The following is a 15694-nucleotide window of genomic DNA, read 5'->3' on the forward strand; positions in this document are numbered from 1 at the left end:
CAGGAGGAAGGGCGCAGCCCTTCCTCCTGGACCTCCATCCCAGTCTTTTATCATGTTGACCCGGGATCTGTTGCGCCACACCCTCCGCCAGGGCCGCATCTACCCACGCTTCATTGATGTGGACAACCAGCTCACATTGAATTTGGCTGAGGAGTTGACAGCCATTTATCAATGCAACATCGGGTTGGGTCTGGACGAACTGACCGAATTGACCCAACCCATCATCAACGGACACCGCACCCCCCTGGTAGCCAAAGGTTTGAACAAACTCCTGCTGGATCGCTGCCAGTTTCGTGAGGCAGACGCAGCCATTGGCGAAGCCCGGTTGGCGATTCTGGAGCGGGCCACCCATCTTTTGCGTCAACCCAACATGGGTGACCTGGAACATTACCGGCGCATGGTGGCTGAACCTTATGGCCCGGATCCAGACCAGATAGCCGGGCGCCTGTATGCCGATCTGCCCATCCGCCAACCCCTGGAGGCGTTCGATCCACCCACACCGGAAGCCCTCTTGCAGCGTTACAATCTGGCTCAGGCACAAGGGTTGCTGTTTTTTGCCCAGGCCGTCACCTTGACCCTGCGGGAGAGCCGTGTCGTCAGGCTGCGGCGTTTTTTTCAATATCTTCGATTTTTCAGGTTGCTTTTCCGCATTTTACGGACGGGAGAACATGGGTACCGGATGCGTCTGGATGGCCCTCTCTCCCTGTTCGACGGGCACCGCAAATATGGATTTCAGCTGGCCTTGGCCCTGCCAGCCTTTTGTGATCTGGAGGCCTGGAACATGGAGGCCGAGGTGCGTATCCCGGGCCACGCGCCGGTGCTGTTGGTTCTGGATGAAAAATCGCCTTTGCGTTCCCATTATGCCCGGCTGACCGGTTATCATCCGCGTGAGTTTCAGGTTTTCAACCAGCAGTTCCAGGAACAGGCCCCGCCTGGCTGGACCATGGCCCCCGAAGCGGACATTTTACAGCGAACCGGTCAAGAGGTCTGGATACCGGATTGGACCTTCGTGGCGCCCAACCACGCCTTGATTCATGTGGAACTGTTTCACCGCTGGCACGCCTCATTGTTGGAATCCCGCCTGGAGAGTTTGGAACAGACAGCCGATCCGCCACTTCTGGTGTTGGGGGTGGATCGGTTTCTGTACCGTGATCTGGTGCGCAAGGCGCGTCTGGACGGATCCAGGTGGTTTGCCGACCATGGGTTTCTGTTCAACGAGTTTCCGCCCGTGGAGCGGGTTTTGAAATGCCTGCTGGGTTACGTGTGAGGGGCAAACGTGCTTGCTTCACGACAAGCTCTTAACAGACAGATCGCGGCGACCGCTACAGAAAATGAATAGTACCTTGCCTCGTAAGCCGGATGGGCTAGCAGGTGTATCAGCATAAACCCTATGGAAACGACGAGATAATAGTCAGAAGTTTCTGCAATCTTGTGGCGAATCCTGAATAACAGTGCCAATACCGCAAACACGTAAATAGCAAAGACGTGACTTTGATAAACTTCTTTAAAGCACTTCATGTAGGGAATCAAATAATCTGACGCACTTTTTGAAATAACTGTTGCAGCAATGTTTGGAGTCATATCAATGAATGTGTTGTTAAAATGACGTAAAAACTGGTAATTTGTAAAGACTTTAGCAACGATAAAGCATACAAATATAGATGAAATCATCATAAATAGCGATGTTTTTTTAGATTTAAAATAAAATAAATAAAATGAAACCAAAACAGAAACAATAACATAATCGATCCGTACAATTGGCAACACGCTGGCGACTACAAAAGAAGAATATATTTTGTTTTTCATGAGAAAGTACATAAGTAACAGCGAAAAGAAACACGCCATGGAATCAGGAGAGGAGAACTGGGCCAGATGATGAACCTCGGAATAATAGGCAACAAACACAACAAACGGTTGTGGAATACCAAGCTCAAAAAGAATAATTGATGTAATAATGATGCAAAGCGAAGCAAAAAATGAGCTTGATATGTAGCTTGCCTGAGAATATGAGTAACCAAACTTTGAGATCCCCTTGATGGTTGCAAGATAAAACAGCCTTGCGGAGTTGTAAGTTTTAACCAACTCTTCAAGGGCCCTCCAATCTCGATAATAAAGTGCCCCAAAAGGACCAGTCGTCATCTTTTTGAATCTTAAAGGGTCAACCTCCTTTTCGAGGTCTCCGTAAGTAACAACTCGTAAGTTCTCACCAGAATATCCGTCAAATACGCTGTACGTCGAGGCAATGTATGGGACAATATCCCAACTATAATAGGTATATTTGACCCCATAAATAAAAATGGCAACAGCTACAGCCAACGAGAAAGAGAATCTTTTAAAAAAACCTACATAGGAACCCAGTCCATCTTTCATACCGCCACCTCTATCACCCAGTTCCACGCAGCCAAACGAAATGCCGAAAACCAATGGCTACAATCACCCAGATCCGACCCTGACCCCGCTGCAAGCACAGGCGCCTGCGGGGAAGTGAAAATGGCGCGGCAAAAATCACCCCGCTCCGGGAGTCGTGACAAAACAATCCGCTCGGCAGGGTAGCATCAAAAAACACTTGAAGGAAGTCCTGTTCATAATCAGCCTGGAGGAAGGGCATACCCCTTCCTCCAGGACCTCCATCCCAGTCTTGCAATCGTTTTTTGTCGTGCAAGAAATTCAGCCAACCGCCTTGTACACGGAACCTTTGGCATGGCACACGGGACAGGTGTCGGGAGGGGTGCCGATTTCCGTATGGCCGCAGATGGGGCAGACGTAGATTTGCAGGTTTTCCAGGTCTTTGCCACTCTGCACGGCGGCGAGGGCCTGCTGGAACAGTTGGTGGTGAACTTTTTCCACCTCCATGGCATTGTGCATAGATCTGACGGCCTGCTTGTTGCCTTCGGCCTCGGCAGTGGCCACAAAGCCGGGGTACATTTCAGTGAACTCGTATTTTTCCCCCCCCATGGCCTCTTGCAAATTTTCAGCGGTGCTCTTGATCCCTCCCAGCACCCGCAAATGGCTGTGGGCATGAATGGTTTCGGCATCGGCCACTGCCCGGAACAAACGGGCGACCTGGCCAAACCCTTCCTTCTCGGCCTTCTCGGCAAAAGCCAGATATTTGCGGTTGGCCTGGCTCTCGCCAGCGAATGCGGCCTTGAGATTGTCCGTGGTTTTCATTCCGGTGATTCTCCTTGATGAAAGTTTGACAAAGCCTGATTCACTTCATGCACGATTCCCGCATCCACCTCCCCGTTGTCCCGCAGCCGGCCAATGATCTCCATGGTGCGGGTGTGACTCAGGGATTTGCGGTAGGGGCGTTCCTCCGTCAGGGCCTGGTAGATATCCAGGACAGTCAGCAACCGGGCGTTGAAATCCAGATCCTCCTTGCCAAGCCCAAACGGATAGCCGCGTCCGTCCAGTTTTTCATGGTGGTTGGCCGCCCATTCGGTGATCTCCTCGAAACCCGGGATTTGTTCAAGACAGAGCCGGGTGTAGTAGGTATGAATGTTGACCGTGCGCCTCTCCTCATCGGTCAATTGCCCTGGTTTGTCCAAAATGGCATTGGGAATGCCCAACTTGCCCACATCATGCAGACTGGCGGCGATGCGCAGCTTCAGACGCTCCTCGGCGCCCTTTCCAAAATGAGCGGCCATGCGTCCCGTTTTTTCCACCAGGCCGCTGGAATGACGCAACGTGAACCGGGATTTTGCGTCGATGATGCGGCTGAAAACCCGGGAGATCTCCAACACCTGCCCCCAATCCATCTCCACCGACAATACCGGCATGGTCCGCTCCAACGCGGCCTGGATGAAAGGGTCGCGCAGGTCATACCAGAACGCCGGAGTCTTGCTGACCTCCCGAAAAACATCCACCAGGTCGGGGGAAAAGGCGCTCCCCTCTCTTTCGACAACGAAAGCGTCAACACGGGCCCAATGGGCTGGATCCGGTGTTTGCAAACGGCAGCGAAGATCGGCATGGTCGGCAAGCCCGATAATCTGGGCCATCAGCGGAATGGCGTCCCCCTCCAGGTGAAAAAAACCGGTACCGTCCCAGTTTTCATGGTGATACTTGATTGCACCGATACCATTGTCTTGAAAAGGGAATTCTTTGACATTCTGCTCCCCGATATCACAGTGGGCGGGAAGATCTTCCACCTGGTACAGACGGTCAAGGTGGCTATTCGCATGGGTCAATCTCTCCTCGGCCAGACCGTTGTCATGAAGGATGGCCAGTGCCGCTATATCGAATATCCCAGCCTCGGACAGCCCCATGGCCTGGGCCATCCGCATGGCGACGTAGGCCACCCGTTTTCCATGATGGGTCGTCACACCCAACAGTTCGCTTTCGACACAGTCGATGGCAAAGGAGAGGCCTAACAGATACCGGTTGAGATTGAATGGCATGCGCAACTCCCGAACGTACCTTCCGGACATTCGCTGGTTGTGAAGAGATGGTCCCTCCAGGGGCTGGATCCTGGATTCCCGTGTGTCAGGCTGGTCTCTCTGGCCAGGCGCCGGTTGGTTCTCCCCCCTTTGGGCCACGTTCAATCAGGGGGCATGGCCGGGATTGGTGTTGGTTCTCCCCCCTTTGGGCCACGTTCAATCAGGGGGCATGGCCGGGATTGGTGTCGGACGGTTAGTGCGCCTCGTTCGTCAGACAATGACGACAAACGCCCCTCCATTCCACATGGACCGAATCCACCCGTCCCCAATCCTCCGGATCCCCATGCCCGGGGGAAATGGACGGATCCTGTTGCGCAACATCCGTCACTTTTCCACACTGGATACAAACAAGATGTTGATGGCGCTCCATGTTGCGGTCATAACGATGGCTGGCATGATGGCGTCCGAATGGGGCGATGCACCCCTGATCCACCAAAAATTGCAGCGTTTGATAGACGGTGTTGCGGGAGATGGAGGGAACCCGCTTCTGGACCCCCTGAAAAACCATCTCAGCATCGGGATGCTCATCGGTCTGAATGACCTCACGGAACACCTCAAGACGTTGGTGGGTGACCCTGTGACCAGCGTGGCTCAGGTGTCTCGCGAGCCACTCCAGGCGCTGGTTAACGGACATGTCGGTATCGGTCACTTTTCTACTTTCAATTAATAATTACTAATAGAGAATTTATACTAACCTATTCGCGATTTCAACCCTTGAATGACGACAGTCTCGAATGGTCCATGGCGCACCAGTCCCGGCGCAGATCACGCCTGGCACCGGACCGAAACGCTGTTCAAGGCTCCAGCTTCGGCACGATAAAATAGAGAGCGGCCTGATCCGGTTTCATGACACCGGCCACCCGTTCGGCCTCGGGTCCAAAGCCCATAAACCAATCCACCCGCCCGGGACCGCGGATAGCACCACCGGTATCCTGATTGACCACCAAACGTTGGATGGGTTCCCAGGCGGCAATCTCCTCGCCTGTCTTGTGGGCAAACCGGGGCCAGCGGCTGACCAGCAGGGCGGGCGCCCCCTTGGGAAATTCCCGGTGGTCCGTGGCGATGGAGTAGCCTGGCGTCAGGGGAACCTGAATGTTACCGAAAGGACCGCCCTCCTGGGGGCGGAAAAAGACATAGGAAGGATTTTGTTGCAGCACCTGATTCATCTGCTCTGGATGCGCCTGCAACCAGGCGCGGATGGATTGCAGAGAGACATTGGATTTTTGCAACATGCCTTCTTTGAGCATATAGCCGCCGATGGCCCGGTAGGGCCGGCCATTGGCGCCGTCATAGCCTACGCGCATCTGGGATCCATCCGGGAGGAGAATGCGCCCTGAACCTTGTATTTGCAGAAAAAAAAGGGCGATTGAATCTTCCACCCAGGCCAGTTCCAAACCTCGGTTGGCCAATCGACCGCCCTGGTCAATTTCGGTGCGGTCGAAATAGGGTTGCAGATGGCTGTTGTCCATGCGGGCCACCAGCCGACGCCCCTTCAGGTCATCGAACCAGGCCCCCAAATCCACATCCAGAAGATCCTCTGGCCGCCGGTAGAGGGGAAAGCGAAACTTTTCAGATCGTTGCAAAGATCCGGTCAATAAAGGTTCGTAGTAACCGGTGACCAGGACATCCCCTTGGCCATCCCGTCCCACGGAGGCATGGATCCGGTAGTGTGCTGCCAGATGGCGGAAGAGGTCATTTGGCGACCCTTTTCGGGCCTGGGCCGCCAAATCCCGACACCCCTTGGCCATGGCTGCCGCCGGAATGGCGACTTGTGCGCCAAACTTGTAAAGTTCGCCAGGGGGCTGTTTGTCGTAATAGGCAGCGCTGGCCTCCAGGGCGTCGGCCCAGAGGTGCAAATCGCCAGGATTTTGCAGAAATTTTTGCACATCTCCCCAGGCAATCGACCGCAGATTCCCCTGGATCACCTCCCCCTGGTCCGTTTTTCGGACGACAAGGCGCCACACCACGGCGAGCAGGAGGAGGGCCAGCAGGAGAGCAACGACCTTGAACAACCCGGTGCGGCGCAACGGAACTCCTTCACGATGAATGGGGAATTTTTGTACCGGGCTGCTGGATGGCGCTCAAGCTCCAATTGGGGTCGGGAGCACTCACCGGACGGACAAAAGTCCAATACTCTTCCACCTGGATGGGGGCATCGGGATCACCTTCCAGAACGTTGCCGTGGGCGTCGGTGATGTAATCCACCATGGAAACCATGAACTGGACGGTGATGAAATCTTCTCCGGACTCTTGCCAGGCCTCGCTGATGGCCGAGGATGCAAAGTGGATTTTTTCAATCACATTGCTGCGTCCGGCGGCTTTATCTTCCCGGGCCTGACGTTCCACCAGGGTCCACATGCGCTCCGTGACCAGAGGGCGCAGCTGTTCCACATTCCAGTCACGCCAGGCGCCCTGGAGCAGCTCGAAGGCGACACGCGCCCCGGCGAGAAACTCATCCTCCTGAAAACGTGGGTCCATGAGCATGATCTGGCGCAATCCCCGAGCAAGGTCACTCTCCTGCTCCTCTTCGCTGGTCAAGGGTGGCGAAAACGTGTCGACCGACTTGCGCAGCGAAACCGTCCCGGATTTGCCACCGGGAGGGGAGAGATCAGGCTCATCCCGGAAAAAGTGGGTCTCGGCATGAGAATCCATCATGCCCGGCGATCTGTTTTTCAGAGATGCAGGGGAGGATGCAGCCCCTTTGGGAAGGGGCAAAGAAAACGGGAACGAACCTGCTTTGGGCCAGGAAAACGACGACGAGCCTATTTTGGGCCAGGAGGGGCGTTGCCCCCCCGACGCCCGCCAACTGCGCCACGCACGATAAATCAGGTACCCCAGACCACCCAACAACAGAAGATCCAGAATACCAAGGCCACCGCCTCCTCCGGCAGCCCCATGGCCACCAAAAAGCATGGAACCAAGCAGCCCGCCCAGCATGAACCCGCCGATGCCTCCCATGAGCCTGCTGCCAAACCCCGGGGATGGCGGAGCCGCTGCGGCCCCAATCGGCGTGGAGAGAGGAGCCTGGACCTGGTTGGGGTTTTGCGTCTGCCGCAGCGCCGTCCCCTGTTGGGTTGGCGCCGCCTCTGGTTCACGGCTCTGCCGGAAGGAAGAGGATGGTTCCGCCGCTGGTTGGCGCTTCAGGGAGGGTTGGCGGGGTGCGGCATGGGTCCGTGACCCACGCGACCCCGAAGATTGCCCTCCTCCCGCACGCGCATCAGCGGTATCGGGCCAACAGGCCAACAGAAAACCCGTCAGGGTCACACCTGTTATCCACAAGGTTAACATTTTATTCTTGTTTAACTTTTTAAACATCATTCTTTCCTCCATGAAAGAAATGAGGGACCATCAACGGGAGATTGGAGCTTTCATGCAAATTCCCAGCCCACTTTGTCGAAAAGCATCAGGCCATCATGCATTGGAGCCTTCATGCAAATCCCCGGCCCACTTTGTCGAAAAGCATCAGGCCGTCATGCCACGAAAATTTGCAACCATTCACCACCCGGCCACGAATCGGGGTCCAGAGGGCCGGCCCCATGGAACCAGACCCTCGTCACACCGAGCCTTTGTCCTTCAGGATGTTTGCCCGGGCCCGCCAGAGCAGTTCGGCGATGTGGCAGGCCCGAACCGGCGAACCGATACCCCGCAAACCCTCCTCCATGTGCAGGAGGCAGCCAGGATTGCCCGCCACGACGGTGTCGGCGCCGCTGGCGACGATGCTGGCCAGTTTATCCGCCCGGATGGCCCGGCTGGTCTCCGGGTGACGCAGGAGGTACTCCCCACCCGCACCACAGCACCCGTCGAACCGGGGAAGCTCGCAGACGGAGACCGGCAGGAAGTGCAACAATCTTCGTGGTGCCGCCACTGTACCCAATCCATGCCGGATTTGGCAATGATCATGAAAGACAAGCCTGCCCAATCCCGGATCGCCCAGAGGGGCGGTGGCCATCTTTCCCGAGGCGTCGAGAAAGTCGCTGAACTCCACCACCTTGGCGACAAACTCCCGGGCCAAGTCACGGTAGGCGGCGTGGTCCTCCAGGGCCTGGGCATAGCTGCGAACAGTCATGAAACACAAGGTGCTATCGCATACGACGGCGGCGACCTCCCGGTGTTGGGCAAAGGCATCCAGGGTACGCCGGGCCTGGCGTAAAAAACGGGCGCGATCCCCCCGCTCCAGAAACGGGGCACCACAACACCCAAAACCCTCCGGTACCGTCGAACGATAACCCAGGGAGGTCAAAAGCCGCTGGGCAGAGAGGGCCACGCCGGGATAAAAAATGCGCCCCATGCAACCGCACAGCAAGGCAATGGAAGGGCCATCCGCCAGGGAATCGGTCTCTGCCAGGGGTGAGGGATCCTCCTGAAGGGCCGGAATCATCCCCTCCAGCCTGCCCGGAAATGGCTGGCGATACCACCACTTTTTGCTCCGCAGCCACGCTTGCAGGCCAGAACGGCGATACTTTTGCAGCAGCCAAGCGACCTTGGCGGACCAGCGGTGGTTGACCACCAAAAGATGAAACAATCGGCTGGTGAGCAAAGGTGGGAAGTGCGGTCCAGCGGCCCGGGCAAGAGCGATCAGTTGGGCAGGATGAACCCCAGCCGGACACCCGGTGTGGCAGGCCCGGCACAGCAGGCAGTGGTCCAGGGCGGCCAGAGCGACCACCGGATCGATCTCCTTGTTACGCAGGGCCAGAAGAATGGATATCCGCCCACGCGGCGAGCGGGTTTCATCGTTGTCCACCCGGTAGGTGGGACAACCTGGCAGACAGTAGCCACAGTGGGTGCAAAGATCGGCATTGGCCAGGGAAGCCATGAATGCCACCTGGGCCGTGGCCGTATGGACTTTTGAATCGGTCATGGTCGCAGGGTAAATCCGCCCAGGGGCAAAGGGGAAGCCCCGGTGGTTGCAAAATTTTGCACGCCTTCATGGCTCATGGCTGTATAATGGTGCATCCTCGAATGCAACCGGTGACCATGACCCAACAAAGGATTTTCCCTTGACACACGCCCAACAGCGCATACTGGAGACCTTCGCCAATCCCCACCCGGAACGCCATTACCGCATCGAGATGCGTTGTCCGGAGTTTACCTGTGTCTGTCCGAAGACCGGCCAACCGGACTTTGCCGAGATTCACATCGAATATGTTCCGGACCAACTGTGTGTGGAGTTAAAATCCCTGAAGCTCTACCTGTGGAGCTATCGAGAAGCAGGGGCCTTCCACGAAGCGGTCACCAACCGCATTCTGGATGATCTGGTGGCTGTGGTGGCCCCGCGCACCATGACCGTCACGGGCGCTTTCAACGTGCGGGGGGGCATCACCACGACCGTCGTTGCCAAACATCCCGACCCGCCGCTCGATGTGTAGGCGGACTCGATGGGTAGGCGGATATGAGTCACTGTTTGGCACCCTCCCAAGAAAAGCCTGGATATGAAAGCCATTATCAGGGCTTCGCCCCGAACCCCACCAGGACGCTGTCCAAGGCCCTGCCAGGGAGCCAGACCCCTGGACCCCTGTTCACTGAATGGTCTCTCCGAGACTGTTCCAGAGAGGGTCGGTTGAATATCATATCAAGTCAAGATGCTGGTGAAACGTGCCGTTGAAACCCCAAAACAGGGCAACCGAACATGACGACACCTGCCGCCTCAACACAACCTGTCACCTGCCGGGAGACCTTTCGGATCGAAGGACTCTCCTGTGCCGGGTGTGTGCGCCGTACCGAAACGGCGCTGCAAGAGGTGGCAGGGGTCGTTGCGGCCAGTGTCAACCTTGCCGAAGCCTCGGCCACCGTGACCTACAACACCCCTCCCGCCAACTATGGCGTTTTGGGGCAGGCCGTGGCCAAACGGGGATTCCGCCTCGTGCGACTGGAAAACACCGAAGATCCCATGGCACGGTTGGAACAGGAACAGCAACTGGAGTATCAGGATCTTCTCCTGCGCTTGCGGGTGGGGGCCATCCTGGCGGCGGCGGTGATGCTCCTGGCCAGCTGGTCCATGCTGGGTCTGGACCGGCTGTGGGCCGTTTCCGTCGAAGACAACCATGCGTTGCAATGGCTTCTGGTCACCCCGGTGCAATTTTGGGCGGGCAGCCGTTTTCATGCTCAGGCCTGGGCTGCGGGGCGTCATGGCAGCGCCAACATGCACACCCTGGTCGCGATAGGCACCTTCAGTGCCTATTTCTACTCGGTGTTTGTCCTGTTGGCGCCAGAGTTGTTTCGCGGTGAAGGGTTGTCGGCAGAGGTCTATTTCGACACCTCCGGAAGCATCATCGTATTGATCCTGCTTGGGCGATTTCTGGAGGCACGGGCCAAGGGGCGCACCACCCAGGCCGTGCGTGGCCTCATGGGGTTGGTACCGAAGACCGCACGGGTGATCCGTAAAGGAATAGAGGAAGAGATCCCCCTTTCCGCCGTGGTTCCCGGGGAGAAGGTGGTGGTGCGCCCCGGAGAGAAGGTTCCCGTGGATGGCTGCATTCTCGAAGGAACATCGACCCTGGATGAATCCATGCTCACCGGGGAGTCCATGCCGGTGCTGCGCGCCCCGGGCGATCCGGTCATCGGTGGCACCCTCAACCAGACCGGAACCTTCACCTTCGAGGCCGAACGGGTTGGACGGGAAACGGTCCTGGCCCATATCGTGGCCATGGTACGGCAGGCCCAGGGATCGAAACCGCCCATCGCCCGTCAGGCGGATCGGATCGCCGGAATATTTGTGCCGGTGGTGATCGGCTTGGCCCTGTGTACCTTTCTGGTGTGGTACGGGCTGGGGCCCCCGCCAGCCCTCAACCATGCGTTATCCAACTTTGTTGCTGTGCTGATCATTGCCTGTCCCTGCGCCCTGGGCCTGGCAACCCCCACCTCCATCATGGTGGGAACTGGCCGTGGCGCAGAATTGGGCATCCTGATTCGCGGCGGAGAGTCCCTGGAGAGCGCCCACAAGGTCGATGTCGTGGTGTTCGACAAGACCGGTACCCTGACCCGGGGGCAGCCCGCCTTGACCGACTGGACCGGCTCCGATGCCACCCTGGCCCTGGTGGCCAGTGTCGAGAGCCGGTCGGAACACCCGGTTGCCCGGGCGGTGGTGGCGGAGGCCGTGGCACGGGGCCTGACCCTGCTGCCACCCGACACCTTCGAGGCCATCCCCGGGCAGGGGGTACGGGGCGAGATCCAGGGAGAGGAAGTTCGGGTTGGCACCCGCCGGTGGTTTGCCGAGGCCCATATCGATACCGCAACCGTGGAGCATGACGCCAACCTGCTGGAAGCCGCCGGCAAAACCACCCTGCTGGTGGCCATCGCCGGAAAAATGGCCGGCCTGATCGGAGTGGCGGATCGGGTGCGACCCGAAAGTCATGACGCCGTGGCGGCCCTCAAGGCCATGGGCATCCAGGTCATCATGCTGACCGGCGACAATCCGCGCACGGCACAGGCCATGGCTGCGGTTTTGGGTATCGATCGGGTACGGGCGGAGTGCCTTCCCGACCAGAAAAGCGTCGAGATACAAAAGCTGCAACAAGAAGGACATGTCGTGGCCATGGTGGGGGATGGCATCAACGATGCCCCGGCCCTGGCCCTGGCCCATGTGGGCATCGCCATGGGAGCCGGTACCGATGTGGCCATGGCCGCTGCCGATATCACCCTCATGCACAACGATCCCCGGGATGTGGCCCGTGCCATCCTCCTTTCACGGGCCACTCTGCGCAACATTCGGCAAAATCTTTTCTGGGCGTTTGCCTACAACACCATCCTGATCCCCCTGGCGGCAGGGGTCTGGTTCCCCTGGTTCGGCATTGTGCTCTCTCCCGTTTTCGCCGCCGGGGCCATGGCCTTCTCCAGTGTGACCGTGGTGACCAATGCCCTGCGCTTACGCCATTTTCATGCATGAAAGTCTGACAAATCGGGAGCCAGGGGGCTGGCCCCCTCCCATGCGCACAAGTGACTCCATCATCGGGTGACGCCATGTCCACGCAGAGTCCATCCAACAATGGCCACAAATCTTCCCCTCCCATCTGTCACCTGTGCAAAAATCACCCACTGATATCGGCTCCGAATTATGCCCGTTTGCACCGAGTCACCTCCGACTCCCAACCTTTTGCCCCCGGGGGCCTGATTTATCTGTGTCCCGTGTGCGGCACCATCCAGAAACACACGGATGCGCACTGGCGAGAAGAGGTGCAGCAGGTCTACGACGCCTATCGCATCTATGCCCAGACCAATGGGGGAGACCATGCGGTCTTTGATGCCAGAGGCCAAGCCGGTCACCGTTCGGAGATGTTGCTGCACACTTTTCTGCAACACACCCAAACCCCGGACATGGGAAAATTGTTGGATATCGGGTGTGGCAACGGCAATCTGCTTGCCCGGTTTTCCCGGGCACGTCCTGGTTGGAAATTATATGGCACCGAATGGAACGACCGACATCGGCAAACCATCGAGGCCATTCCCGGCGTGGAGGGGTTTTTCTCTGGAGATCCCAGCCAGGCCCCCGGGCCATTCGACCTGATCACCCTGGTCTATGTCCTGGAACACATTCCCGATCCGATCACTTTTTTGCGGCGGTTGCTGCTGAAACTGGCGCCGGGAGGTTGCCTGTTTGTGCATGTCCCCGATGTGGAACGCAACCCGTTTGATCTGGTATGTATCGACCACTGCACCCATTTTACCACCGGATCTCTGGGTCGTGTCGTGGAACAGGGAGGGTTTGACACTCTGCACCAAACCGGAACCTGGGTTGCGCGGGAACTCTCCGTGGTGGCCCAAAGGGCGGCTGCTTCCCGCCCACACCTGCCACCCGACCCGATGCCATCCCGGATGTTGGAACGTCAAAAACATCTGCTCGACGGACATGTAGCCTGGTTGACCAACATAGCGCACACGTTTCAGCAAGCGAAAGGCAACCCCTTGGGCCTGTTTGGCACCTCCATCGCTGCCACCTGGTCGTTCCAGGAGAAAGGTGGCTCGGTTGACTTTTTTGTCGATGAGGACCGGCATCAATTCGGGCGCAGCCATCAGGGACGACCTATTCTCTCCCCCACGCAGGTTCCGGACGGTGCCACCCTGCTCATGCCGTTTTCGCCTGCGAAAGCGCAGGAGATCATCCAACGCCTGGCCAGGCCACGCTTGCGGTACATCGTGCCTCCAGAAATGGAGCCTTGATCGTCGGTAACCACTCAGCACCCGGTTTTTCACCCATTTTTTGTAATCGTTCAGAGACCTCTGGACCGTAACCGTTCGGCACCCTTTCCAGAAAAGCCTGGACATGAAAGCTTTTGTCAGGGCTTCGCCCCGAACCCCACCAGGGCGCTGCCCTGGACCAACCCAGGGAGCCAGCCCCCTGGATCCCGTTTCATGGTTACCATTTTTTTGTATCTTTTCGCGTAGCCATGCTTATAATCCGGGTGGTCCGGGGTTTGTCGAGGAGGGGGGGCGGCAATGATCGCTTCCTGAAACCGATTATAAAAAAGCAAGGGTCGAGGGTAAGTCATGGGAAGTCATGCCGGGCATAATGTACAGGATCCGTTCTTGAATACCCTGCGGCGTGAGAAGGTGCCTGTCACGGTATTTTTGGTCAACGGCATCAAACTTCAAGGGGTGATTACATCGTTCGATAATTATTGCCTGATGCTCAAAAACAGTGTCACCCAGTTGGTTTTCAAACATGCCATATCCACGGTGATGCCATCCCGGAACATTCAGGTCATGGGAGAACCAGGCCACGACGAGGAGGTGTGAGGTACAGAACTCTCTCCTGGATCTGCCAGGGAGTCGTCCCTCTGGGTTCCGGTTCGTCGCTGGGTGCTGGATGGTCGCATCCGATGCCGCATTTTGCAGGTTGAAAGAACAGCATGCATACAACGCAGGCTCCCCGTGAGCGGGCGTTATTGATTCAAATGGTGGATGAGGATCCCGACCGCGCAGAACGCTTGGCGGAGGAGTTGCGGCGCTTGGTGGTAAGCGCCGGTCTGGAGCCGGTTGGAGCGCGTATGGTCGCCCTTGCCCGGATCGTGCCGGCAACCTTCCTGGGCAAAGGACGCCTGGAAGTGTTGGCCGGGGAGATCCAGGAACACGATGTGCGCGTGGTGGTGTTCAACAACGCCCTCTCCCCGGTCCAGCAGCGCAACCTGGAACGGGCGCTCGTCGCCAAGGTGGTTGATCGCACCGGCCTGATTCTAGAAATTTTTGCCGCCCGAGCCAGAACTCGCGAAGGGTGCTTGCAGGTCGAACTGGCTGCCCTGCTGTATGAACAATCCCGTCTGGTACGCAGTTGGACCCACCTGGAGCGGCAGCGTGGCGGTGTCGGGATGCGGGGTGGACCTGGGGAGACCCAGATCGAGCTGGACCGCCGGCAAATTCGGGTTCGCATCCAACGGCTGAAAAAATCTCTGTGCGATGTCGAACGCACCCGGACGTTGCAACGTCGGGAACGCCAGGACGTTCCCCTCTTCGTGACCGCCCTGGTCGGCTACACCAACGCCGGAAAATCAACGTTGTTCAATCGTCTGGCCACAGCCCACGTCGATGCGGAGGACAAGCTGTTTGCCACTCTGGATCCGACCATGCGCGGAATCACCCTGCCGGATGGAGGACGGGCGATCCTGTGTGATACGGTCGGATTCATTCGTGACCTGCCCCACCAACTGGTTGCGGCATTTCGCGCCACCCTGGAAGAGGTGGTGAGTGCCGATCTGCTGTTGCATGTGGTGGACATATCCGACCCGGAATGGGGCGACCAGGCCCAGGCCGTGTTGGCAGTCTTGACCGAACTCGGTGTGCAACACAAACCCATGCTGACCGTATACAACAAAGCGGACATGCTACCAGAGGGGAGTGGGCAGGTAAGCCGGCTGGAAGAACGGGAAGAGTCGCTTGTCATCTCCGCCCGCACGGGTCTGGGCCTGGATTTGTTGTTGGCCCGGTTGGCGACGGCACGGACCCAGACCTGGCAAGAGTATCGATTGACCCTGCCTGCCTGTGACGGGGCCCTGTTGGCGCGTTTGTGCCGCGAAGGACGTATCCTGACCCGGCAGGAAATGGGCGATGAAATCGAGGTGACCCTTGCACTCCCGGTCGCCGGACGTGGGCGACTACGGGATGTTTTGGCCCGGTATGCAACCACATGATTGCTATACGGAATCCTGCAAAATCCCAATTCACGCCCCCCATTTCAGCTCACTATGGAACTATTCGAGTAACGGCTGGCTCACCACCCTTTCAAGAAAAGCCTGGACATGAAATCCTTTGTCAGGGCTTCGCCCCGAACCCCA

13 protein-coding genes are annotated in these 15694 nt (G+C 57.7%); 6 read left to right on the plus strand and 7 right to left on the minus strand.

Annotated features, from left to right (window positions below):
- Positions 1-52 precede the first annotated feature (52 nt).
- On the plus strand, positions 53-1267 hold the full coding sequence (locus tag HQL63_13425) for a DUF790 family protein (protein MBF0177829.1): 1215 nt from the start codon (positions 53-55) through the stop codon (positions 1265-1267).
- Here HQL63_13425 and HQL63_13430 read toward each other — a convergent pair.
- The 7 genes from HQL63_13430 to HQL63_13460 all read right to left on the minus strand — a co-directional run bounded on the left by HQL63_13430 (position 1258) and on the right by HQL63_13460 (position 9291).
- The gene (locus HQL63_13430; protein MBF0177830.1) at positions 1258-2397 is read right to left on the minus strand and encodes a hypothetical protein; all 1140 of its coding nucleotides are present in this window, start codon (positions 2395-2397) and stop codon (positions 1258-1260) included. The genes HQL63_13425 and HQL63_13430 overlap by 10 nt on opposite strands.
- A gap of 270 nt (positions 2398-2667) precedes the next feature.
- Positions 2668-3168 (minus strand): rubrerythrin family protein, encoded by a 501-nt coding sequence (locus tag HQL63_13435; GenBank protein ID MBF0177831.1) that lies wholly within the window; start codon positions 3166-3168, stop codon positions 2668-2670.
- Positions 3165-4394, minus strand: a complete 1230-nt coding sequence (locus HQL63_13440) for an HD domain-containing protein (protein ID MBF0177832.1) — start codon at positions 4392-4394, stop codon at positions 3165-3167. Before HQL63_13440 ends, HQL63_13435 begins: the two co-directional genes overlap by 4 nt.
- A 232-nt stretch (positions 4395-4626) precedes the next feature.
- The gene (locus HQL63_13445) at positions 4627-5067 is read right to left on the minus strand and encodes a transcriptional repressor (protein ID MBF0177833.1); all 441 of its coding nucleotides are present in this window, start codon (positions 5065-5067) and stop codon (positions 4627-4629) included.
- A 160-nt stretch (positions 5068-5227) separates the two neighbouring features.
- On the minus strand, positions 5228-6460 hold the full coding sequence (locus tag HQL63_13450) for a murein transglycosylase A (protein MBF0177834.1): 1233 nt from the start codon (positions 6458-6460) through the stop codon (positions 5228-5230).
- A gap of 10 nt (positions 6461-6470) precedes the next feature.
- A complete protein-coding gene (locus HQL63_13455; protein ID MBF0177835.1) occupies positions 6471-7751 on the minus strand; it encodes a Tim44 domain-containing protein in 1281 nt (426 codons plus the stop codon).
- Between the two features lie 235 nt (positions 7752-7986).
- Positions 7987-9291, minus strand: a complete 1305-nt coding sequence (locus HQL63_13460) for a (Fe-S)-binding protein (protein ID MBF0177836.1) — start codon at positions 9289-9291, stop codon at positions 7987-7989.
- A 139-nt stretch (positions 9292-9430) separates the two neighbouring features.
- Between HQL63_13460 and queF the strand changes: the two genes are divergently transcribed.
- The 5 genes from queF to hflX all read left to right on the plus strand — a co-directional run bounded on the left by queF (position 9431) and on the right by hflX (position 15550).
- Entirely contained in the window at positions 9431-9799 is a 369-nt protein-coding gene (queF, locus tag HQL63_13465) for an NADPH-dependent 7-cyano-7-deazaguanine reductase QueF (GenBank protein MBF0177837.1), read from the plus strand.
- Positions 9800-10059: 260 nt separating this feature from the next.
- The gene (locus HQL63_13470; GenBank protein MBF0177838.1) at positions 10060-12315 is read left to right on the plus strand and encodes a copper-translocating P-type ATPase; all 2256 of its coding nucleotides are present in this window, start codon (positions 10060-10062) and stop codon (positions 12313-12315) included.
- Positions 12316-12389: 74 nt separating this feature from the next.
- Positions 12390-13586 (plus strand): class I SAM-dependent methyltransferase, encoded by a 1197-nt coding sequence (locus tag HQL63_13475; protein MBF0177839.1) that lies wholly within the window; start codon positions 12390-12392, stop codon positions 13584-13586.
- 327 nt (positions 13587-13913) lie between these two features.
- Positions 13914-14162: an RNA chaperone Hfq gene (hfq, locus tag HQL63_13480; protein MBF0177840.1), complete on the plus strand. Its 249-nt coding sequence runs from the start codon at positions 13914-13916 to the stop codon at positions 14160-14162.
- A gap of 113 nt (positions 14163-14275) precedes the next feature.
- Entirely contained in the window at positions 14276-15550 is a 1275-nt protein-coding gene (gene hflX, locus HQL63_13485) for a GTPase HflX (GenBank protein MBF0177841.1), read from the plus strand.
- Positions 15551-15694: the final 144 nt, after the last annotated feature.

The organism is Magnetococcales bacterium, from assembly GCA_015231175.1.
Lineage (GTDB): Bacteria > Pseudomonadota > Magnetococcia > Magnetococcales > DC0425bin3 > HA3dbin3.